At 72.9% G+C, this 21475-nt stretch carries 18 protein-coding genes and 1 pseudogene; 9 read left to right on the plus strand and 10 right to left on the minus strand.

The window, feature by feature from the left end; translation table 11 throughout:
* Positions 1-18 precede the first annotated feature (18 nt).
* Positions 19-1062: a FecCD family ABC transporter permease gene (locus tag HHX40_RS19990; protein WP_310738196.1), complete on the minus strand. Its 1044-nt coding sequence runs from the start codon at positions 1060-1062 to the stop codon at positions 19-21.
* Positions 1063-1108: 46 nt separating this feature from the next.
* Positions 1109-2149 (minus strand): FecCD family ABC transporter permease, encoded by a 1041-nt coding sequence (locus HHX40_RS19995; protein ID WP_310738197.1) that lies wholly within the window; start codon positions 2147-2149, stop codon positions 1109-1111.
* 136 nt (positions 2150-2285) lie between these two features.
* Here HHX40_RS19995 and HHX40_RS20000 point away from each other — a divergent pair, with 136 nt between their 5' ends.
* The 5 genes from HHX40_RS20000 (at position 2286) to HHX40_RS20020 (ending at position 8714) form a co-directional block, all read left to right on the plus strand.
* Positions 2286-3347, plus strand: coding sequence for an ABC transporter substrate-binding protein (locus HHX40_RS20000; protein WP_310738198.1), 1062 nt, complete (start codon positions 2286-2288; stop codon positions 3345-3347).
* Between the two features lie 84 nt (positions 3348-3431).
* The gene (locus tag HHX40_RS20005; RefSeq protein WP_208758811.1) at positions 3432-4916 is read left to right on the plus strand and encodes a pyridoxal phosphate-dependent decarboxylase family protein; all 1485 of its coding nucleotides are present in this window, start codon (positions 3432-3434) and stop codon (positions 4914-4916) included.
* Positions 4917-4933: 17 nt separating this feature from the next.
* A complete protein-coding gene (locus tag HHX40_RS20010) occupies positions 4934-6229 on the plus strand; it encodes a lysine N(6)-hydroxylase/L-ornithine N(5)-oxygenase family protein (protein WP_182881824.1) in 1296 nt (431 codons plus the stop codon).
* Positions 6226-6819, plus strand: a complete 594-nt coding sequence (locus tag HHX40_RS20015) for a GNAT family N-acetyltransferase (RefSeq protein ID WP_182881825.1) — start codon at positions 6226-6228, stop codon at positions 6817-6819. The genes HHX40_RS20010 and HHX40_RS20015 overlap by 4 nt, the downstream gene beginning before the upstream one ends.
* Positions 6816-8714: an IucA/IucC family protein gene (locus tag HHX40_RS20020; protein WP_182881826.1), complete on the plus strand. Its 1899-nt coding sequence runs from the start codon at positions 6816-6818 to the stop codon at positions 8712-8714. Before HHX40_RS20015 ends, HHX40_RS20020 begins: the two co-directional genes overlap by 4 nt.
* 27 nt (positions 8715-8741) lie before the next feature.
* On the opposite strand, the gene HHX40_RS20025 is transcribed toward HHX40_RS20020, so the two are convergent.
* The 4 genes from HHX40_RS20025 to HHX40_RS20040 form a co-directional block, all read right to left on the minus strand.
* On the minus strand, positions 8742-9026 hold the full coding sequence (locus tag HHX40_RS20025) for a DUF1540 domain-containing protein (protein WP_182875976.1): 285 nt from the start codon (positions 9024-9026) through the stop codon (positions 8742-8744).
* A 114-nt stretch (positions 9027-9140) separates the two neighbouring features.
* Complete coding sequence (locus tag HHX40_RS20030; RefSeq protein WP_182881827.1) at positions 9141-9767, minus strand: GAF domain-containing protein; 627 nt, start codon at positions 9765-9767, stop codon at positions 9141-9143.
* Positions 9754-10641, minus strand: a complete 888-nt coding sequence (locus HHX40_RS20035) for a S8 family peptidase (RefSeq protein WP_111697457.1) — start codon at positions 10639-10641, stop codon at positions 9754-9756. The genes HHX40_RS20030 and HHX40_RS20035 overlap by 14 nt, the downstream gene beginning before the upstream one ends.
* Positions 10638-13712 carry an AAA family ATPase gene (locus tag HHX40_RS20040; RefSeq protein ID WP_182881828.1) on the minus strand — a complete coding sequence of 1025 codons (3075 nt, stop codon included), beginning with the start codon at positions 13710-13712 and terminating at the stop codon, positions 10638-10640. The genes HHX40_RS20035 and HHX40_RS20040 overlap by 4 nt, the downstream gene beginning before the upstream one ends.
* 158 nt (positions 13713-13870) lie before the next feature.
* Here HHX40_RS20040 and HHX40_RS20045 point away from each other — a divergent pair.
* Positions 13871-14596, plus strand: a pseudogene (locus HHX40_RS20045) (RNA-guided endonuclease TnpB family protein); the annotation flags it as partial.
* 34 nt (positions 14597-14630) lie between these two features.
* On the opposite strand, the gene HHX40_RS20050 reads toward HHX40_RS20045, so the two are convergent.
* The 3 genes from HHX40_RS20050 to HHX40_RS20060 form a co-directional block, all read right to left on the minus strand.
* Entirely contained in the window at positions 14631-14843 is a 213-nt protein-coding gene (locus tag HHX40_RS20050; protein WP_111697459.1) for an aroma-sacti cluster domain-containing protein, read from the minus strand.
* A gap of 189 nt (positions 14844-15032) precedes the next feature.
* The gene (locus HHX40_RS20055; RefSeq protein WP_182881830.1) at positions 15033-16841 is read right to left on the minus strand and encodes an AfsR/SARP family transcriptional regulator; all 1809 of its coding nucleotides are present in this window, start codon (positions 16839-16841) and stop codon (positions 15033-15035) included.
* Positions 16842-16879: 38 nt separating this feature from the next.
* Complete coding sequence (locus HHX40_RS20060) at positions 16880-18112, minus strand: ATP-grasp domain-containing protein (protein ID WP_182881831.1); 1233 nt, start codon at positions 18110-18112, stop codon at positions 16880-16882.
* A 424-nt stretch (positions 18113-18536) separates the two neighbouring features.
* Between HHX40_RS20060 and crcB (HHX40_RS20065) the strand changes: the two genes are divergently transcribed.
* Genes crcB (HHX40_RS20065) through crcB (HHX40_RS20075) form a run of 3 tightly spaced genes read left to right on the plus strand, consistent with a single transcriptional unit; the run spans position 18537 to position 19830 of the window.
* Complete coding sequence (gene crcB, locus HHX40_RS20065) at positions 18537-19112, plus strand: fluoride efflux transporter CrcB (RefSeq protein ID WP_182881832.1); 576 nt, start codon at positions 18537-18539, stop codon at positions 19110-19112.
* Positions 19109-19462 carry a DUF190 domain-containing protein gene (locus tag HHX40_RS20070; protein WP_182881833.1) on the plus strand — a complete coding sequence of 118 codons (354 nt, stop codon included), beginning with the start codon at positions 19109-19111 and terminating at the stop codon, positions 19460-19462. Before crcB (HHX40_RS20065) ends, HHX40_RS20070 begins: the two co-directional genes overlap by 4 nt.
* Complete coding sequence (gene crcB / locus HHX40_RS20075; RefSeq protein WP_182881834.1) at positions 19459-19830, plus strand: fluoride efflux transporter CrcB; 372 nt, start codon at positions 19459-19461, stop codon at positions 19828-19830. The genes HHX40_RS20070 and crcB (HHX40_RS20075) overlap by 4 nt, the downstream gene beginning before the upstream one ends.
* A 96-nt stretch (positions 19831-19926) precedes the next feature.
* Here the strand turns inward: crcB (HHX40_RS20075) and HHX40_RS20080 are convergent, their stop codons facing one another.
* On the minus strand, positions 19927-21354 hold the full coding sequence (locus HHX40_RS20080) for an alkaline phosphatase PhoX (protein WP_244301685.1): 1428 nt from the start codon (positions 21352-21354) through the stop codon (positions 19927-19929).
* Positions 21355-21475: the final 121 nt, after the last annotated feature.

Consider the following 21475-nt stretch of genomic DNA (forward strand, 5'->3'; position numbering starts at 1 on the left):
CGTTTCCGTTCGTCCTGGTCAAATCCGGCCCGCCTTCCGCTGGGCGGCGAGCAGCCAGACGAGGTAGCCGCCGCCGAGCACGCCCGTCACCACTCCCACCGGCAACTGGTGGTCTCCGAACAGTCGTTGCGCCGCGAGGTCGGCGCCGGTCAGCAGCGCGGCGCCCACGCAGGCCGCGGTGAGCAGGTTGGGCCCGGGGGTCCGGGTCATCCGCCGGGCCAGATGCGGCGCGGTGAGCGCCACGAACGACACCGGTCCGGCGGCCGCCGCCGCGAGGGAGGCGAGCAGCACGGCCGCCGCCGTCAGGACGAGTCGCAGTCCCTGCACCCGCACACCGAGGCCGCGGGCCAGGTCGTCGCCCATCTCGGTGATCGCCAGGGGTCGCGCGCAGCCGAGCAGCACCACCGGAACCAGCACCGCCGTCGCGGCGAGCAGGGGGAGAGCGTCCTCCCAGCCGCGGCCGTCCAGGCTGCCGGTGAGCCACAGCATGGCGCGGGCCGCCTCCATGAGCCGTCCGCGGGTCAGCAGATAGCCGTTGACTCCCGTGAGGACCGCGGTGGCGCCGATGCCCACCAGCACGAGGCGGTGCCCGTGCAGGCCCCCGCGCCAGGCCAGGAGGTAGATCACCACTCCGGTGACGACGCCGCCGAGCACCGCGCCGCCCGCGAGGGCCGCGCTGCCGCCGCCCGCGACCACCACCAGGAGCGCGCCCGTCGCCGCGCCCTGGGTGAAGCCGAGCAGGTCGGGGCTGCCGAGCGGATTGCGCACGAGCGCCTGGAAGATCGCGCCGGCCAGCGCGAGGGCCGCGCCCACGACCAGCGCGGTCACCACCCGGGGCAGCCGGAGTTCGCGTACGACGAAGTCCTCGGCCGGGCCGCCGCCGCCCGCGAGGGTGCGCAGCACGTCCGCCGGGCTCATCGGGTAGTCGCCGCCGCCGACCGTGAGCACGCCGAAGGCGAGGGCCAGCAGCAGGCAGCCGATCCCCACCGCCACGGCCCGGGGGCGTACGGCGACGATCCCGGCCACGACGGGCCGCCCGGCGGCGGCGCGGACCACGCTCACCGGCCGCACCTCTCCCACGCCGCCCGCCCGCACGCGGATTCCGGCCTCATGCCCGCACCTTCCTTCGCACGAAGTACAGGAACAGCGGGCCGCCGAGCACCGCCGTGACGATGCCCGCCTGCAACTCGCCGGGCCGTGCCACGATGCGCCCGAGCACGTCCGCGCCGAGCAGCAGCGCGGGCGCGAGCACCGCGCAGCAGGGCAGCAGCCGGCGCAGGTCGGGGCCGGTCAGCGTCTTCACGAGGTGTGGCACCATGAGCCCGACGAAGACGATCGGCCCGCAGGCCGCCGTCGCCGCCCCGCACAGCAGCGTCACGGCCACGATGGCGGCCGTACGGATCACGGCGGGACGCGCGCCGAGCGACCGGGCGGAGTCGTCGCCGAGGGCGAGCGCGTTGAGCGGCCGGGCCAGGGCCAGGGCCAGCAGCAGCCCCGCCGCGACGAACGGCGCGACCATGGCCACCGTCCCGCTCTGCGCGCCCGCGAGCGAGCCGACCGTCCAGAAGCGCATCGTCTCCAGCGAGGCCGCGTCGAGCAGCATCGTCCCGTTCACGTACGAGTAGAGCGCGGCGTTGATCGCGGCTCCCGCGAGCGCCAGCCGCGCCGGGGTGGCCGCCCGCCCGCCGCCCACGCCGTACACGAGCACGGACACGGCCGCCGCGCCGGCCAGCGCGAACCAGACGTAGCCCTGGAACGTCGCCACGCCCAGCAGTCCGGCGGCCGTCGCCACCGCCGCGGAGGCCCCCGCGTTGATGCCCAGCAGGCCGGGGTCGGCGAGCGGGTTGCGGGTCAGCGCCTGCATGACCCCGCCCGCCACGCCCAGCGCCGCGCCCGCGAGCAGCCCGAGCAGGGTGCGGGGCAGCCGCATCTCGTGCACCACCGTGTACGCGCCGGATCCGGTGTCCACGAGCCCCTGCCAGACCTCGGCCGGGGACATCGGCCGGGCGCCGAGCCCGAGGCTCAGCACGAGGACGGCGAGCAGCGCGAGCGCCGGGCCGAGCACCGTGGCCACCGGACGGGCCCTCGCCGGATGTTTTCGCGGCACCCGCGCGGGCCCGCTGATCTGCGAGGACTCGGTGACGACCACGGCCGGCTCCATCGGGGCGGGGGACGAATTCCGATCGCCCCTCTGGACAAGAACTTAGGTAAGGGTAACCTAACAATCGATCTGTCCCCCGTCTATCTGTCCAAGGGGGGATGACTGTGCGAGAGAAAGACGAACCGTGCGAAACCTGAACACCACCATGTCCCGTCGCGGGCTCTTCGCCGCGGGCGGAGCCGCCGCCCTCACGCTGGCGCTGGCGGCCTGCGGATCGGGCGGTTCCGCCCCTTCCTCCGCAGGTCAGAGCGCCGGCGCGAGCCAGGGCGCCGCCGCCGGTGCGAGCGCCGGGGCGTGGTCCTTCACCGACGACAGGAAGGAGACGGCCACGGCGGCGGGGGTCCCGGCGCGGGTGGTGGCGTTCACCGGCACGGCGGCGGCCCTCGCCGACTACGGGTTGCAGGACAAGCTCGTCGGCGTGTTCGGCGAGACCAAGCGCGCCGACGGCTCGCCGGAGCCGCAGGCGGGCGACCTGGACGTGGACAAGGTGACGATCCTCGGCAACGTCTGGGGCGAGTTCAACATCGAGAAGTACGCGGCGCTGCGCCCCGACCTGCTCGTCACCCACATGTACGACCCCGGCGCGCTGTGGTACGTGCCGGACGAGAGCAAGGACAAGATCGTCAAGCTCGCCCCCACGGTCGCCGTCAGCGCCGCCCGGGTGCCGATGACCGAGACGATCGAGCGTTACGCGGCCCTCGCCGAGACCCTCGGCGCCGACCTGAAGTCCCCCGGCGTCGCCCAGGCCAAGGCGAGGTTCGAGGCCGCGGCCGACAGCGTGCGCAAGGCGGTCGCCGAGAACCCCGGGATCAAGGTGATGGCCGCCTCCGGCAGCCCCGACGTGCTGTACGTCTCCAATCCGAAGGTCAACACCGACCTGATGTACTTCGCGGAGCTGGGGGTCGAGGTCGTCGAGCCCGAGAAGCCCGGCGACGGCGGCTACTACGAGAACCTCAGCTGGGAGAACGCCGGCAAGTACGACGCCGACCTGATCCTGCTCGACAACCGGCCCACCGCGCTGCAGCCCAAGGACCTTGAGGCCAAGCCCGCCTGGCCCAAGCTGCCGGCGGTCAAGGCCGGCCAGGTCGCCGCCTGGGACCCGGTGCCGCGCTTCTCGTACGCGGGCGCCGCGCCGATCCTGGAGAACCTGGCGACGGCGATCCGGAACGCCAAGAAGCTCGGCTGACCCGTATCTCACCGGAAATCACCCGGGCCCCCGTCCGCGCTCCACCGACTTAGGTTTGCCTAGCCTAACTAACTAAGGATGACCATGACCCATCCCCGCGCCGGAGACGCGCGGTCGTATCTGCTCAACGACCACACCGTGGAGGGATACCGGAGCGCGATGGCCGCCGGGACCACCCGCGTGGCCGGCCGGGTCGGCCGGACCGAACGGCCGTTCAGCGGCGTCGCTCCGGCGCGGCTCGCGCCGGAGATCGCCGCGATCGACCTCGAACGGCCGTTGCACGACCACGCCGCCGCGCTCGACGAGCTCGAACGGGTCTATCTGCGCGACGCCGTCTACTTCCACCACCCCCGCTATCTCGCCCACCTCAACTGCCCGGTGGTGCTCCCCGCGCTGCTGGGCGAGGTGGTCCTGTCGGCGGTCAACTCCTCGCTCGACACCTGGGACCAGAGCGCGGGGGGCACGCTCATCGAGCGCCGCCTGGTGGAGTGGACGGCTGGCCGCATCGGCTTCGGCCCCGCCGCCGACGGCGTCTTCACCAGCGGCGGCACCCAGTCGAACCTCCAGGCGCTGTTCCTCGCCCGCGAGGAGGCCCGCGCCGCCGGGGTGCCGCTGTCCCGGCTACGGGTGATCACGTCGGAGGCGGGCCACTTCAGCGTGCGCAAGGCGGCGACCCTGCTGGGCCTCGGGCCGGAGGCGGTCGTCGCCGTGGAGACCGACGCGGAGCGGCGCATGCGGCCCGGCGGGCTCGCCCGCGAACTCGACCGTTGCCGCCGTGCCGGGCTGACGGTCATGGCCGTCGCAGCCACCGCGGGCACCACCGACTTCGGCTCGATCGACCCGCTGCCGGAGATCTCCCGGCTGTGCGCGGCGGCCGGGGTGTGGCTGCACGTGGACGCGGCGTACGGCTGCGGGCTGCTGGTCTCCCGCAGACGGCGGCACCTGCTCGACGGGATCGAGCGGGCCGACTCGGTCACGGTCGACTTCCACAAGTCCTTCTTCCAGCCGGTCAGCTCGAGCGCGCTGCTGGTGCGGGACGGCGCGGTGCTGCGGCACGCGGCCCACCACGCCGACTACCTCAACCCGCTGCGGATGGCCGAGCGGGGGATCCCCAACCAGGTGGACAAGAGCCTGCAGACCACCCGCCGCTTCGACGCGCTGAAGCTCTGGCTGACCCTGCGCGTGATGGGCGCGGACGCGGTCGGCGAGCTGTTCGACCAGGTGGTGGACCTCGCGGGCGAGGCGTACGACATGGTCGCCGCGGACCCGCGCTTCGAGGTCGTCACGCGGTCGCCGCTCAGCACGCTGGTCTTCCGCTACCTGCCGCCGGAGGGCCCGGGCCGCGAACTGGCCGACGACGCCAACCTGTACGCCCGGGAGGCGCTGGCCGCCTCCGGCGAGGCCGTCGTCGCGGGGACGACCGTCGACGGCCGCCACTACCTGAAGTTCACCCTGCTCAACCCGGAGACCACGCGGGACGACGTCGCGTACGTCCTCGATCTCCTCGCCGGTCACGCCCAGCGCCACGTGGACGACCTCGTGCCGCTCGCCGCCCCGTCCAGTAGCTGACCACCAGGGAGAAACGCATGTCCGCCCATGATTTCGTCGCCATCGGGCTGGGGCCGTTCAACCTGGGCCTCGCCTGCCTGGCCGAGCCGGTCGCCGGGCTCGACGGGCTGTTCCTGGAGGCGAGGCCCGGCTTCGCCTGGCATCCGGGGATGATGCTCGACTCGGTCACGCTGCAGACGCCGTTCATCGCCGACCTCGTCACGCTGGCCGACCCGACCTCGCCGTACTCCTTCCTGAACTACCTCAAGGAGACCGGCAGGCTCTACCCCTTCTACATCCGGGAGAACTTCTACCAGCTCCGCGCCGAGTACGACGCGTACTGCAGGTGGGCCGCCGGGCGGCTGCGGAGCGTCCGCTTCGGCCACCGGGTGACCTCCGTGACGTACGACGAGGCGGACGGGTGCTACGTCGTCCACGCGCTGACGGACACCGGCGAGCGGAGCGAGCACCGCGCCCCGCACCTCGTGCTCGGCACCGGCACCCCGCCGTACGTGCCCGAGCCCTGCCGCGGCCTCGGCGGCGGCGTCGTCCACAACAGCGAGTACCTCGCGCGCAAGGAGGACCTGCTCGCCAAGGAGAGCATCACGGTCGTCGGCAGCGGGCAGAGCGCCGCCGAGATCTACCGCGACCTGCTGGCCGGCATCGACACCCACGGCTACCGGCTGAACTGGGTGACGAGGTCGCCGCGGTTCTTCCCGCTGGAGTACACCAAGCTGACCCTGGAGATGACCTCCCCGGACTACGTGGACTACTTCCACGCGCTGCCCGAGGACACCCGCTACCGCCTCGAAGCCGAGCAGAAGTGCCTGCACAAGGGCATCGACGCGGCGTTGATCAACGAGATCTACGACCTGCTGTACGCCAAGACCGTCGGCGGGCCGGTCCCGGCGCGGCTGCTGACCTGCACCGAGCTGCGCGACGCGGGCTACGACGCGGCCCGGGGCGAGTACACGCTCGGCCTGCGCCACCTGGAGCAGGAGCGCGACTTCACGCTCGTCACGCAGGGCCTCGTGCTGGCCACCGGCTACCGCTACGAGCCGCCCGCCTTCCTCGATCCCGTACGGGACCGCATCCGGTGGGACCGGCGCGGCCGGTTCGACGTGGCCAGGAACTACAGCGTCGACGTCACCGGGCGGGGGATCTTCGTGCAGAACGGCGCGACCCACGCGCACAGCGTCACCTCTCCCGACCTGGGCATGGGCCCGTACCGCAACTCGTGGATCATCGCCCAGATCCTCGGCCGCGAGCACTACCCCATCGAGAAGGCGATCGCCTTCCAGGAGTTCGGCGCACCCGAGGGGGTGGTCGCGTGAGCGGGATCGTCTTCCGCGGCGTCCACGACGGGGTCGGCGAACTGGCCCTGCGCCGGCTCGACCCCGACGCCGACGCGGAGATCGTGCACGCCTGGGTGACCCACCCCAAGGCCGTGTTCTGGATGATGGGGGACGCGGACGTCGCCGAGGTCGCCGAGGAGTACCGCCGGATCGTGGCGCACCCGCACCGCGACGCCTACCTCGGGCTGGTGAACGGGCGCCCGGCCTTCCTGGCCGAGCGGTACGACCCCGCCCGGGTCGAGCTGGCGGGCCGGTACGACGCGCGGGACGGCGACGTGGGCATGCACTTCCTCTGTGCGCCCACCGGCACCCCGGTGCACGGCTTCTCCCGCGCCGTGATCACCACCGTGCTGGAGATGCTGTTCGCCGACCCGGCGGTGCGGCGGGTGGTCGTCGAGCCCGACGTGCGCAACACCGCCGTCCACGCGCTGAACGCGGCCGTCGGCTTCGAGGTCGTCGGCGTGATCGCCAAACCCGAGAAGGAGGCCCTGCTGAGCGTGTGCACGCGCGAGCGATTCCACGCCGCGAGCGTCGCGGCCGGTGTGCGGGGGGAGGGGATCCACCGGTGACCGGCCCCGGAAACCGCGCCGCCGATCCGGCCGATGCGGCCGGAACCCCCACCGGAGACGCCGCCGAGAACCCCGCCGAGCACTCCGCCGGGAGCCTCGCCGGAGATCCTGCCGGCGATCCTGTCGCGGCGGTCGCCCACCTCACCCCGGCGACCTGGGAGAAGGCCAACCGGCGGCTGGTCCGCAAGGCACTCGCCGAGTTCGCCCACGAACGGCTGCTCGTCCCGCGCCCGCTCGGCGACGGCCGGTACGCCGTGCGGTCCGACGACGGAGCCGTGGAATACCGCTTCACCGCGACGGTGCTGTCGCTCGACCACTGGCACATCGGCGAGATCACCCGGCAGCGCACGACGGGCGAGGCCCTGCCTCTCGACGCACTGGACCTCGTCGTGGAGATGCGCGGCTCCCTCGGGCTGACCGACGAGATCCTCCCCGTCTACCTGGAGGAGATCTCCTCCACGCTGGCGAGCCTCGCGTACAAGCTGACCAGGCGCACGGCCGGCGCGGACGAACTGGCGAAGGCCGGATTCCAGGAGATCGAGGCCGCGATGACCGAGGGCCATCCGTGCTTCGTGGCCAACAGCGGCCGGATCGGCTACGGGATCGACGACCACCACCGGTACGCCCCCGAGGCCGCCGCCCCCGTACGCCTGATCTGGCTGGCCGCCCACCGCGACCACTGCGTGTTCTCCTGCTCCGGCGACATCGACTACGAGCGGCTGACACGCGGCGAACTCGGCGAGGAGACCCTCGCCCGCTTCGCGGGCACGCTCACCGGCCTCGGCCTCGACATGACCGACTACCTGCTCCTTCCGGTCCACCCGTGGCAGTGGTGGAACAAGCTGTCGGTCACCTTCGCCGCGGCGGTCGCCACACGGCGCCTGGTCTGCCTGGGCCCCGGCGACGACGACTACCTCCCCCAGCAGTCGGTGCGCACGTTCTTCAACGCCGGCGCGCCGTCGAAGCACTACGTGAAGACCGCGTTGTCGGTGCTCAACATGGGCTTCATGCGCGGCCTGTCCGCGGCGTACATGGAGGCCACCCCGGCGATCAACGACTGGCTCGCCGGCCTGCTGCGGGACGACGAGGTCTTCCGCGCCACCCGCCTGACGATCATCCGCGAGCGGGCCGCCGCCGGCTACCGCGACCGCCTGTACGAGTCGGCCACCCGTCCCCACTCGCCGTACCGGAAGATGCTCGCGGCGCTGTGGCGGGAGAGCCCGGTGGCGGGCCTGGAGCCGGGCAGGCGCCTGGCCACCATGGCCTCCCTCCTGCACGTCGACGAGGAAGGCCGGTCGTTCGCGGCGGCGCTGATCGAGCAGTCGGGCCTGCCGCCCGAGGTGTGGCTGCGGCGCTACCTCGACGCCTATCTCACCCCGCTGCTGCACGCCTTCTACGCGTACGGCCTCGCGTTAATGCCGCACGGCGAGAACGTGATCCTGGTGCTCGACGGCGGCGCGGTGGAGCGGGTGATCTTCAAGGACATCGCCGAGGAGATCGTGGTGATGGACCCGGACACGGACCTGCCGCCCGGCGTGGGGCGGATCCGCGCCGAGGTGCCCGAGGACATGCGGCTACTGTCGATCTTCACCGACGTGTTCGACTGCTTCCTGCGCTTCCTCAACGCGATCCTGGCCACGGGCGGCGTGCTCGGCGAGGAGGCGTTCTGGCGCACGGTCGCCGAGTGCGCGGCGGACTACCGGCGGTCGGCGCCGCATCTCGCCGAGCGGTTCCGGCGCCACGACCTGTTCGCGGAGACGTTCGCGCTCTCGTGCCTCAACCGCCTGCAACTGCGCGACAACCGGCAGATGGTGGACCTCGCCGACCCGTCGGCCGCGCTCCAGACGGCCGGCGACCTGGTCAACCCGATCGCCCGGTACGCCCCGCCCGCCTGAGCACCGCCCGCCTGAGCCCCGTCCGGCTCAGGCGGGCGCGTACGTCATGCAGTCGGCCTCGTCCTGCACGTAACCGATGTCGATGCCGGGCGCCTGGCACTCCAACGCCACGTTGTGCCGGCAGTCGTACATCTTGCACGCGCCCACGCGGCCCACGGTCTGCTGGTCGCCGCCCGGCCCCGCGGTGGTGAAGAAGGTGTCGCAGTGCGCGTGGGACAGGTCGCCGACCGTGATGGCGGTCGCGTGGCACCTGCGGTCACGGTTGTACACGCACGAGGTGGCCTCGCAACGGTTGACAACGGGCATCTCCATGAGCGGCGTCCCCCCTGGCAGTCACGGCTTTCGCCCGGCTCATACCGCTGTTGACCAGGTCGGCAATCTCCCCGACGCCACCAGAGTCGGCCAAGCCATGCCAGGGGAGCAGCACTAGTGCAGCAGTTCCTCGGCGACGGCGAGGAGCTTCAGGGCGGTGGGGTCGGCGGCCCCGGCGCCCCTGGGCACCCGGTCGGAGATCCGCTGCAGCAGGAGGTGGACGTCGTCCCCGCCGGCCGCGGCCGGGAGCGCCGCCTCCGACCGCCGCAGCCGCAGCAGCAACTCCAGGCCGTACGCGGCCTGGGCGGCGAGCATCGCGAGGAGGTCCACGTCGGCGAGCTCGCCCCGCCAGTCGGAGGACCTGTCGAGCACCTCCAGAACGCCGATGCAGCTCTCCTCCCGGATGACCGGCGCCGCCATGATGCTGTGCGGGACGTATCCCGTGGACTCGGCGGCGTCGTGGGCGAACTGCGGCACGGCGGCCACCTCGTCGGCGATCATGGGCTGGCCGCTCGCCGCCACCCAGCCCGCGATGCCCGTGCCGGACGGGAAACGCGTGCCGATGAGGTGCTTCTCCCCCTCACCCGACACGGCCTCGAAGACCAGCTCGCCGGTCTCCTGGTCCACCAGGAAGACCGACGCCGCGGCGGAGGCGAACACGTGCCGGGCGACCTCGACGGTCGACTGCAGCAGCCTGCGCTCGGTGATTTCGCTGTCGGAGCGCCGTTCAGGCACGGACATGCGCGTCTCCCTTGGATACGACGACGTTGCTGGCGGCCAGGTAGAGCACGGACTTGAGCTGGAACGGGGTCATCCACCGGTGCCTGCTCAGGGCGAGCGCGCACATCCCGGTGATGTGCGGCGCGGCGAAGCTGTTCCCGGTGCTGCGGATCTCCCTGCCGCCGCGCCAGGCCACCCGGACCCGGACGCCCCTCGCGTAGAACTCGGCCGGCGGCGCGGGGTTGTAGTAGTAGGTCATCGGGTCGGGTTCGTCGTGGCTGGCCACGGAGATGACCGAGGAGAACGTCCAGGGGAAGCTGACCACCGGCATGTTGTGCGCCGCGGCCACGAGCAGGCAGCGCCGGAAGTACGCGCGGTCGGCCAGCTCGTGCAGCTCGGGCAGGAACTGGCTCCTGGTGGTGGACAGGCTGAGGTTGACGAGGTCGAACCCCTCCTCGACGGCCCAGCGCAGACCGGCCAGGAGGGCGGCGCCGCTGCCGGACCGGCCGTCGGTCAGCACCCGCACCGAGGTCAGCGAGACGGCCGGGGCGATCGAGCGGATCACGCCGGCGCACGCGGTCCCGTGCCCCACCGGGTCGGCCGGGTCACAGTCGACGACCGTGAGGTCCCCTCCGTCGTCGGCGACCACCAGCGAACGGTCCAGGTGGCCGACCCGCGGGTGGGAGGCGTCCACCCCGGTGTCGAGCACGCAGACGCGCACCCCCGCCCCGTCGGCGGGCCCCGTGCCGTCGTCGCCCCACGCCCATTCCCTGGTGACCTCCTCCAGGCGACTCACGCCGAACTCCTCCGGCGCCAGCCGTGAGGTCGCCAGGCTCCAGGCCGGCACGCCGGGGAACTGCTCACGCCGCTCGCGGCGCCAGGGGGGCTGTGTCACGGTAGCCTCTCCTCCTCGATCCACCGGCGTACCCGCCGGGCGGGCAGCTCCGCGCCCTTGGCCGCGTACCCCCGCAGCGCGCGGGCCGCGGCCTCGGCCGCCGGGCCGGTGCGCCCGGCCGCGTGGTGGACCTTCGCCAGGTCGGCCAGCACGTCCCCGCGCAGGCAGGGGTCGTCGGTCCGGGCGAGCAGCTCCTCCGCGCGGGCGGCGAGGGCGCCCGCCGCGCCGTGGTCGCCGTCGAGGGACGCGACCCAGGCGCTCAGCGCGAGAAGGGTCAGCTCACCGCGGGCCTGCAGCCGCGCGCCCGTCGAGCGCAGCCGCGCCAGCTCTCCCGCGGCCTCGGCGTGACGGCCCAGCCGCAGCAGCTCGCGCGCCGCGTACAGCTCCAGCGTCCTGGCCGGCTCGGACTGGCCCACCCGGTGGAGGTCGGCCGCCGCCCGGCGGAACAGCGCCTCGGCCTCGGCGTGCCGCCCGACGAGCGACTCCACCAGCCCGCGCACCTGGAGGACCGCGGCCGCGGCCAGGTCGAGGTGGAGGTCCCGGGCGTGCCGGTCGGCGGCGTGGAGGACGGCCCACGCCTCGGCGACGTCACCGGCCAGCGCGAGCAGGCGCGCCTCGGTGACCAGGACGGGCAGGAGCATCGCCCGGTCGGCGCAGAACCTGGCCGACAGACCGGCGCACAGGGAGAGCCCCTCCGCCAGCGGGGTGGGGGACCACTGCGCCAGCTCGCACAAACCGCTGAGCAGGCGGTTCTCCTCGTACCTGTCGCCGAGGGAGCGGGCCCGGTCCAGAGCCTCGCGCAGCGCGGCCTCGGCCGCCCCGAAGCGGCCCTCGCCGATGCGCAGCAGCGCCTCCAGGTGGTGGAACCGGCACCAGCCGAGATCGTCGCCGGGGTCGGCGGCCAGCAGGTCCCGGAACGGCTTGGCCGAGGCGGGCCGGGTGCCGAAGCGCACCGCCAGCGTCTCGCGCTGGACCGCGCACGTGAGCCGGGTGCGCGGGTCGCCCGGCAGCATCCGCTCGGCCATGTCCAGCGCGGCGTACGGCCGGTCGGCCTCGCCCCGGGCCAGGCCGGCGTCGCAGATGCGTACGGCGAGCGGCCGGTGCTCGGGGTGCCCGGCCGGCAGCAGGTCGCGTCCCCGCTCCAGCAGGGCGATGGCCGCGGGCAGGTCCTTGCGGTGCAGGGCCCGGGTGCCCTCGCCGACGAGGGCGCGGGCGGCCCGCTCGGTCAGCGCCGGCAGCAGTGGGTCGTCCGGCCGCACCTCGCGCTTGAGCAGGCAGGCGGTCTCCAGATGGTGGGTCAGGTCGCCGTGCGACGACTCCTCCCCGGACGAGGACGAGACGGCGGCCTCAGCCCGTCCCGAGCGCCCGGAGATCCGGTCGGCGAGGGCCAGATGCCACGTGGCCCGCAGGTCCTTGCGGGTCATGGCGTAGACCGTGTCGCGGGTCAGCGTCTGGGTGAAGTGGAACGACCCCGCCGCCTCCCCGCGCCGGACCAGGCGCCTGCGGATCAGGAGCCCGACCGTCTCGTCGACGTCGAACCGGGTCTCCGGCTGCGCCGCGCAGAGGACGCCGAGCTGGTCGAGGGTGAAGACGTGGCCGATCGTCGCGGCCCGTTCGAGCACGTCCCGCTCCCCGTCGTCGAGCAGGTCGAGCCGCGCGCCGAGCAGCGCCTGGATGGTGCGCGGCAGCGGGGCGTCCTCCCCCTCCTCGGCCAGCGTCTCCAGCAGAAGTTCGGCGAACAGCGGGTTGCCGTCGGAGCTCTCCGCGACCCGCCGGAACAGGGCCGGGCCGGTGGCCACGGCGTGGGCGACCACCTCGCCCTCCGGCGACCGGAGCTCGGCGAGCCCGGCGACCAGCCGCTCCATCTGCGCCATGTCCAGCACGCCGAGCTCGAACGCGACGGCGCGGCCGACGTCGATCCCCCAGGAGGGCCGCGCCTCCAGCAACTCGGGCCGGGCCACCCGTACGACCAGGACCGGCACGTCGACCAGCCACGTCGTGAGGTCGTCGATCAGGTCGAGGAGGGTCGGCTCGGCCCAGTGGAGGTCCTCCCAGACCACCACCAGCGGCTCGCGCCGGGCCAGCGCCTCGAACAACGCGCACACCGCCCGGGCGATCTCCTCGACACCCGCGTCCTCTCCTGTACGCGGCGGGCGTGCGGCGTGCGCGGTCACCAGGCCGCGAAGGGCGGCGCCGCTCGCCGCCTCCAGCGTGTCCGGCCAGTCGTCGCCGAGGGACTCGATCATCTCCGTGATGGGGCGATAGGTGATCCCGGCGCCGTACGAGCGGCACCTCCCGGTGAGCACGGTGACCTCGGCGGGCAGTTCGTGGACGAAGTCGCGTACGAGCCGGGACTTGCCGATGCCCGGCACGCCGAACACGGTCACCACCCGGCACCGGTGGTCCCGCACCGCCTCCCGGTACGCCGTGCGGAGCCGCGCGGTCTCCGCGGCGCGGCCGATGAGCGGGACCTGGTCGTCGTCGTCCCCGGCGTCCGGCTCCAGCGAGGTCACCCGCCAGGCCCGCACGGGGTTGCTCTTGCCCTTCAGGGTGAGCGGCGGCACGGGCTCCAGCCGCGCCTGGGCGCGGACCAGGCGCGCGACCTCGTCCCCGACGAGGATCTCGCCGACGCCCGCGGCGGACTGCAGGCGGGCGGCCGTGTTGACGGTGTCGCCGATGACGCGCAGGTCCGCTCCCGGGGTGGGGATGACCACCGCCTCCCCGGCGCTGACGCCGCAGTGCACGTCGAGCCGGATGCCGTGCGTGGGAGCGAGGCCGTCGCTCAGCTCCCGCACTCCCTGCAGCGCGGCGTGGGCGGCGCGGACCGCCCGGAGCGCGTCGTCCTCACGGCCGGCGGGGATGCCGAAGACGGCCATGATCGCATCCCCGATGTACTTCTCCACCACGCCGCCGTGCTCGCTGATCCCGGAGGTGCACGCCTGGTAGTAGCGGTCGAGGACGTCCCGGAGGAGCTCGGGATCGAGCCGTTCGGCCAGCTCCGTCGAGCCCACCAGGTCGATGAAGACGACCACGACGTTCCGGCGCGCAGGGCGGGCCGCCCCGGCGGTCATCAAGATCCTCCGCGGAGACCCCCGCCTTCGGGCGGGGGAGGGATCGGGCTCCCTGCGGAGCGGGGCAGGGGTCGGCGTTTCGCTGTTGGTTGGAGTTCCATGCGAACAAACATGCGATTCTCGGCTGGCCGGGTGGCATGATGTGCGGCGTGGCTCAGATGGTGAAGCGGGCTTACCGGTACCGCTTCTATCCGACTCCCGAGCAGGCAGGGGACGTGGTCGGGGTGGACGCGGGGATCACCAGCCTGGTGACCCTGTCCCGCCCGATCCCCGATCTGACCGACGAGAACGGAAAGGTCGCCAACCCCCGGCATGAGCGGGCCGGCCGCAGGCGCCTGGCCAAGGCCCAGCGCTCGCTGGCGCGCAAGGCGGCGGGCAGCGCGAACCGGGCCAAGGCCCGGCTCAAGGTCGCCCGCGCCCACGCCCGGATCGCCGACCGGCGCCGGGACTTCCTGCACAAGTTGTCGACTCGGCTCGTCCGCGATAACCAAGTGGTCGTGATCGAGGACCTGGCCGTCCGCGCCATGGTCAAGAACCACTCGCTGGCCCGCGCCATCTCCGATGCCGGCTGGCGACAACTGCGGTCGATGCTGGAGTACAAAGCCCGGTGGTACGGGCGGGAACTGGTCGTGATCGACCGGTGGTTTCCCGCCTCCAAGCTGTGCTCGGCCTGCGGGGCACTGCAGAAGTCGATGCCGCTGAACGTCCGGGTCTGGGAGTGCGCCTGCGGCGCGACCCATGACCGGGACGTCAACGCCGCCAGGAACATCCTCGCCGCCGGACTGGCGGAGAGGTGAAACGCCTGTGGAGCTGGGGTAAGACCTCAACGAGAGCCCTCTCGGACGGGGCAACCGGCGGTGAAGCAGGAAACCCGGCCGGCGACGGTCGGAATCCCCTTCCTCAAGGGAGGGGAGGATGTCAAACGAGTTTTAGCTCCTGGCCCTCGACCTCGCCCGCGGCCTCGTCCAGGCGGGTCTTGATCGAGTTCAGCAGCTCGACCTCCGGCCTGCTCAGCTCGGCGAACACCTGCCGCTGCCGCTCGTTGAGCAGGTCCACCGGATGCCCCGCCTCGCGCAGGGCCGTCAGCGGGTCGAACGGCGCCGGCCCGGTCTGAACGTCGTGGCTGTTCAACGGCCCACCTCCTGGTCGTGCCTGGCCTGCCGGCCACTGTGGTACGCCGCCAACGGTAGGGACGAGGGGTTCAGGGCCAGTATGGCGACGCCATGCCGCCGCCATACTGGCCGCGCGTCCGCCTCGCTCGGCCCCGCCCTGAGGAGCCATGGCGTGCCGACCGGTCCCGGTCCGGATGATCCCGGTTCGTCAGAGCTCCCGGTTTCCGTGCAGTTCGGCCGCGAACCGATGGGCGAGCGGTGACATCGCGTACGCCAGGGAGTGGGCGACCACCTCGGCGTCGGCCGGGGTCTGCGAGATCGACAGGACGCCGGCCTCCAGGAGGGACTCGACGACCCGCTCGCCCGGTTCGCCGGCGCGGTCCAGGGCCTCGACGAGTTCCTCGTGCCCGAAGACCGGGCCGCCGAGCGCGCCCAGGGCGAGGAACGCGGTGCGGTGCGGCCACGACGGGTGGGCGTAGGACTCCTCGAACCGCCGGCGCAGCGACACGTCCCCGGCGACGAACTCGTCCAGCACGTTCGCGGTCCGGTCCAGCCGCTCGGCCAGCAGACTGAGCGGCAGGTGCCACAGCCCGGCGAGCCGAGCCCCCAGCAGGCGCAGGACCAGGGGCGACAGCCCGTACCTCCGGAAGATCCGCAGGACGGCGGGCAGGTCCCCGGCCACCCGGTCGCGGCCGATCACCCGGCTCAGGAACTCGACGCCCTCGCTCGCGGACAGTTCTCCGAGACCGATCCGGGCCACCGACTCCAGCCCGCTGAGCCTGCTCCGGCTCGTCACCAGGACCCTGCTCGACGTGGTGCCGGGAAGCAGCACGCGTACGCTCGCCTCGTCCGGCGCGTCGTCGAGGACCAGCAGGATCTTCCGGTCGGCGAGCCAGGACCGCCAGACGGACGCCAGCGCGTCGTCCTCGCGCACGCCGGTGACATCCAGGCCCACGCTCTCCAGGATCTCCCGCTGGACGCCGGCGGCCGGCCGGGGGACGCCGTCGCGCCGCAGCGGGATCACCACGGCGCCGTCCGGATAGCGGAGGGCCAGCAGGTGCGCGACGTGTACGGCGAGGGCGGTCTTGCCGGCGCCCAGCCCGCCGGTGATCACCGTCACGTGGGCGGGCTCCTCGAGGACGCGCCGCACCTCCGTCTCCCGGCCGACGAAGTCGTCGACGTCGCGGGGCAGCCGGTTCGCCAGGGCCCGTACGGGCCGGGGGCGGGCGGCGGCGCCGGCCAGGCCGGGAAGTCGCGGGGGCGGAGGCCCGTCACCGCGGAGGATGGTCTGGTAGAGCTGTCTGATCAGCGGGCTGGGGTCGATGCCCATCTCGGCGGCGAGGTGCCGCCGCAGGCCCTCGAAATGGGACAATGCCTCGGCGGCCCGCCCGCACCGCGACAGCGCGGTCATCCTCGCCGCGGCGACGCGCTCGCGGGCGGGGAACCGCGCGGCGACGACGTCGAGGGAGCCCAGGGCCTCGACGTGGCGGCCGAGCTCGATCTCCAGTTCCACCCAGTCCTCGTAGACCGACAGGAAGAGCTCGGTGAAGCGGCCCACCTCGGCGGCCACGAGCGGGACGTGGCGGAACTCGACCAGCGGCCGTTCGTGCCACATGCCGACGGCGTCGCCCAGCAGCGTGGCGGCGGACGGGAGGTCTCCGCTCCGGACGGCGGCGCGGCCCGACCTGCTCAGTTCCAGGAAGCGCAGCAGGTCGAGTTCCTCGCGGTCGGCGCGCATCCGGTAGCCCCACCCCTGGAAGCTGATCCGGTCGCCTACGATCTTGCGCAGCGCGGACACGTAGACCTGCAGGTTCTTGCGCGCCGTGCGTGGCGGGGTCTCGCCCCACAGACAGTCGATCAACTGCTCCGACGGGATGACCGCGTTCGCGTGGCACAGCAGGATCGCCAGGAGCAGCCGTTGTTTCGGAGCGCCGATGACCGCGCGGTGGTCCGCCACGTGGACCTCCAGCGGACCGAGAATCGAGCAGTGCAGTCGCGGTGAGATCGCGTCACCCATGGTGCGTTCCTTGGTCCCGGTCTCCGCGGCGACCCCGGTCACCGGACGGAACCGGCTGTCCTGGCGCCCAGCAGGAGGAAGTCGACGAGGTCGAGCGGCGGCGGGGGCACGGCGTTGCCCAGGGCCGCCAGATGGAGCGTTCGTGTCGCGAGCGCGGCCGCCGTGGAGACCGCGTGTCCCCCGGCCTTCGCCTCGAACCAGCGCCAGTCGCCGTCCGCGTTCACTTCCAGGAACACCACCTCGTCCTTCCTGAGCAGCAGGTCGAAGGCGCCGTACGTCATCCCCCACAGGCCCGCGAGCCGCCGTACGGCGTCGGCGGCCGCGGGCGGGACGGCGACCGGGGTGACCGTCACCTCGCCCTCCTCGCGCCACGGCGAGTCGGGGGACCGCTTGCCCACGGCGTACGCGTGCAGGGCGCCGGCGACGTGGTAGACCCGCAGCTCCGCGTCGTGCTCGACGTACTCCTGCACGATGACGGGGTAGTCGAGGGCGGGCCGGCGCAGCACCTCCTCGCGGGCCGCGACTTCGGGGAGGACCCCGGTCAGGAGCCCGGGCTCGGTCTCGACGAAGTGCTCCTCGACGACCTTGACGACGACCCTGGGCCCGTCCATGGCGGCCGCGGCCTCCGCCGGGCTGGTGGTGACGACCGTGCGGGGGACGCGGACACCGGCCCTCGCCGCACCGGCGAGCTGTTCCAGCCTGCCGGGCCGGTTGCCGGGCAGGCTCGCCGGGGCCAGCGAGCAGAGCTGGCGGACCAGCGCGTGCCAGGACTCGGCGCGGAGGAGGGTCTCCACGGCGTCCGCCGTCGCGGGCATGGCCCGGGGCGAGAAGTGGCGCGCCCACACGACGGTCGGCGCGATGCGGCGGCCGTCCAGGTCGAGCACACCGCACATCCCGCCGCCGGTCGTCCCGCCGGTCGTGCCGCCCGCGACACCGCCCGCGACACCGTTCGCGTCGCCGGCGCCGACCGTGGCGCCGACCGTGGCGGACAGCCGCAGCGAGGCGATGGTCTCGGCGTCGACGCGCACGCTCGGCACGCCGAGGTGGTGCAGGGCGTCCTGGAGGACGGCGAACTCGGCGCAGCCCGCGCGGTCGGCCAGCACGACGCAGGGCAGGGCCTCCGCGTCCGGCTCGGTGTCCGGCTGAATGTCCACCGGCCGCCACGACACCGATCCCGGTGTTCCGCGCAGGTCGACGGTGAGGGGAGGGCCGTACGACCGGCCGGGGCCGGCCGTGCCGGAGACGCCGGAGCCGCCGGCGGCGCTCAGCAAGGCGTGACCGTAGTCGTACGCGGGCCGGATCCGGCGGATCGTCCCGGCGACACCCCCGCCGGTCTCGTCTTCATGATCACGCCCATACTTAACAAGTCAACGGCGACCGCGGTTTAATGTCAATAGAACCATATATGGCCGATTGTTTAAGTAATTGCCATATGTCGGTTTTCTGGGTTTGGCCAGGTCGGAGGGGATTGACTTCCGGAAAGTGGCGGCTTTCGGATGTCCCGCTCGTCGGCTCTCCGTAACAGGATATTTGTGGTCCGAAAAAATTCCTGATTAGGGACAGGGTCAGCTCATCCGCCGCTCGCCTGCGGCCACGGCGGCCGGTGGCCGCCACGGGCCGGTACGTAGACTGGGACCCACTCGTGTGGACCGGCTCCCTTCGCGCCCCTTCGCGACCGGCGTACGGGATCCACGGATGGGTGACGAACCCGGAAGGCCGGGTGACCAGGACGAGGAGGACGGCGTGAGCCGGCGCGTACGCGGCGATCGGGAAGAGGCCGGCCTGCCGATCGACCCCGACGTGGACCTCCGGCACGAGCGGGACGTGTTCCGCCCGGCGGCCCCCGCACGCCGCCGCGGCTGGGACGTCCTCGCGGTGATCGCGCTCGGCGGCGGAGCCGGCGCCGTGGCCAGGTTTCTGCTCGGCCGGGCCTTGCCCGCGCCGCCCACCGGATTCCCCTGGGGGACGTTCCTCGCCAACGTCACCGGCTGCTTCGCGCTCGGAGCCCTGATGGTCTTCGTCCTCGACGTCTGGCCGCCGCGCCGCTATGTCCGTCCGTTCCTCGGGGTCGGCGTCCTCGGCGGATTCACGACGTTCTCCACCTTCACCACGGAGATCGTGGAAAGGTCGTCGCACGGCGCGTGGCCGATGGCCGGCGCGTACGCCGCTGCGAGCATGGTCGCCGGGCTGATCGCGGTCTGGTGCGGCATCGTCGTCGCCCGCGCCCTGGCGGGCCTCCCCGTACGGCGGCGCGGGAGGAGGGGCGGATGAGACTGCACGGCCCCGCGCAGCGGTTGACGATCCTGATAGGCGAGAGCGACCGGTACCGGCACCGGCCGCTGTACACCGAGATCGTCCATCGGGCGCACGAGATGGGCCTGGCGGGAGCGAGCGTGTTCCGGGGCGTCGAGGGCTTCGGCGCATCCTCGCGCATCCACACCAGCCGCCTGCTGTCGCTCAGCGAGGACCTGCCCATCGCCGTCGTCATCGTGGACGTCCCGGAGAGGATCAGCGCGTTCGTGGCGGAACTGGACGAACTGGTGACCGAGGGCCTGGTGATCGTCGATTCTGTGGAGGTCTACCGCTACGTGGGGCGTGAGCCGGGGCGGGCGGAGCCGTGACCCTGCTGCTCGTCTTCCTCGGAGGCATCGTCGGCGCTCCCGCCCGTTATCTGGCCGACCGCCTGGTGCAGCGCCTGCACGACAGCGTGTTCCCCTGGGGCACGCTGGCGGTCAACGCGTCCGGGTCGCTCGTGCTCGGGCTGCTGCTCGGCGCCCGGGACGATCTCGGGCTGCCCACCGCGATGGTCACCCTGCTCGGCACCGGCTTCTGCGGCGCGTTCACGACGTTCAGCACGTTCGGTTTCGAGACCGTACGGCTGCTGGAGGAGGGTGCGGTCCTGGAGGCCGGGCTCAACGCGCTCGGCAGCCTGGTTCTCGGCGTCCTCGCCGCCGCCGCCGGGCTCGGCCTCGCCCACCTCCTCGCCTGAGCCGCGTCAGTCGCCCCGCACGGCCTCCCCGGAAACACAGCGCTCCCCGAAACACGTCCACCCCACCCGGGGGGTGGGGTGGACGCCTCAGGCGGGTCAGTGGTGCCCGTGCCCGTGCCCGTCGTGCTTCTGGGTCCAGGGGCCGGTGATCGCGAAGACGTAGCCCGGGGTCTGGATGTTGGCGAACAGGATGCGCCCGTCCGCGCTGAACGTCGGGCCGGTGAACTCGCTGTCGTTGAGTTCGTTGCGGGCCATCGGGTAGGGCGTGCCCTTGTCGGTCACGCCGACCAGGTGCGACAGGCCCTCGCCGTCCTCGGCCAGGATGACCCCGCCGTACGGCGAGACGGTGATGTTGTCCGGCCCGTCGTAGTGGGTGTCCTGCTCCGGGTCGGGGTTGACACCGAAGATCGTCTTGAGCGTGACGGTCTCCGACTCGGGGTCGTAGAACCAGACCTGGCCGTCGTGCTCGTTCCTGCTGCCGTCGTCGTGCCGGGCGTAGCTGGCGACGAAGTACGCGCCGCCGTCACCCCACCAGGCGCCCTCCAGCTTGCGGCTGCGGGTGACCTGGTCGTCGGTGAACTGCTTGCGCACCGAGGTCGTCTTGGCGTCCCGGTCCGGCACGTCGACCCACTCGACCTTGTAGCGGGTGCCCGGCTGGGTCGCCTCGGACAGGTCGGCGATGTGCTTGCCGCCCTTGCGGCACCGCATGGCCTGCAGCTTCCCGGCGGTGTCGCCGCCGGGGCCGAGCGCCAGCGCGCGCAGCGCGCCCTTGCGGGCGTGGAAGTGCTTCGGCGGGACCCACCGGAAGTAGAGCCCGTTCGGGCCGCTCGCGTCCTCGGTCAGGTAGATCTCCGAGTTGCGGGGGTTCACGGCGACGGCCTCGTGGGAGTAGCGGCCGAGGAACTTCAGCGGGACCGGGTCGCGGTTGGCCGCCCGGTCGAACGGGTCCACCTCGAAGACGTAGCCGTGGTCCTTCTGGAACGCGCCCCCGGCCCGCTGCTCGGTCTCCTCGCAGGTCAGCCAGGTGTTCCACGGCGTGATGCCGCCCGCGCAGTTGTTGTGCGTGCCCGCGACGCTGACGTACTCGCGCACCCGGTTGCCGTTCCGGTCCACCTCGATGTTCGTGGTGCCGCCCTTGGCGCCGGGGTCGTAGGTCAGGCCGGGCAGGGCGGGCACGCCGTACGGCTCGCTGCCGCCGATCTCGTGGTTGTTCACCAGGACCCAGCCGTCGCGGCCGGCGAAGCACCCGGTGCCGTCGGCGTCGCTCGGGGTCGGCTCGCCGGACTCCAGCTTCGTCGTCCCGGCCTGAGCGACGATCTTGTAGGAGAAGCCCTTCGGCAGGGCGAGCAGACCGGCGGGGTCGGGGACGACGGGCCCGTACCCGGTCGTCTTGCCGACCCCGGCCTGGACGGCCTGGGCGGCCGCGGGGCCGGCGATGGCCTCGATGCTGCCCGCGACGGCGATGCCGAGGCCGCCGGCGGCGGCCGAGCGCATGAGATCACGGCGGGAGAGGGAGGAGCTCACAGACGTACCTTTCGTGCATACAGCAGGCGATACGATCAAATTCCGCCAGGCTGAACATCTCCTTTCGTCATCGGTACGCAGGGGTGAGCAGTGCCTGACGATCGCGTCCGGAAGTCGAACG

Source organism: Microbispora sp. H10949 (genome assembly GCF_014161435.1).
GTDB lineage: Bacteria > Actinomycetota > Actinomycetes > Streptosporangiales > Streptosporangiaceae > Microbispora > Microbispora triticiradicis.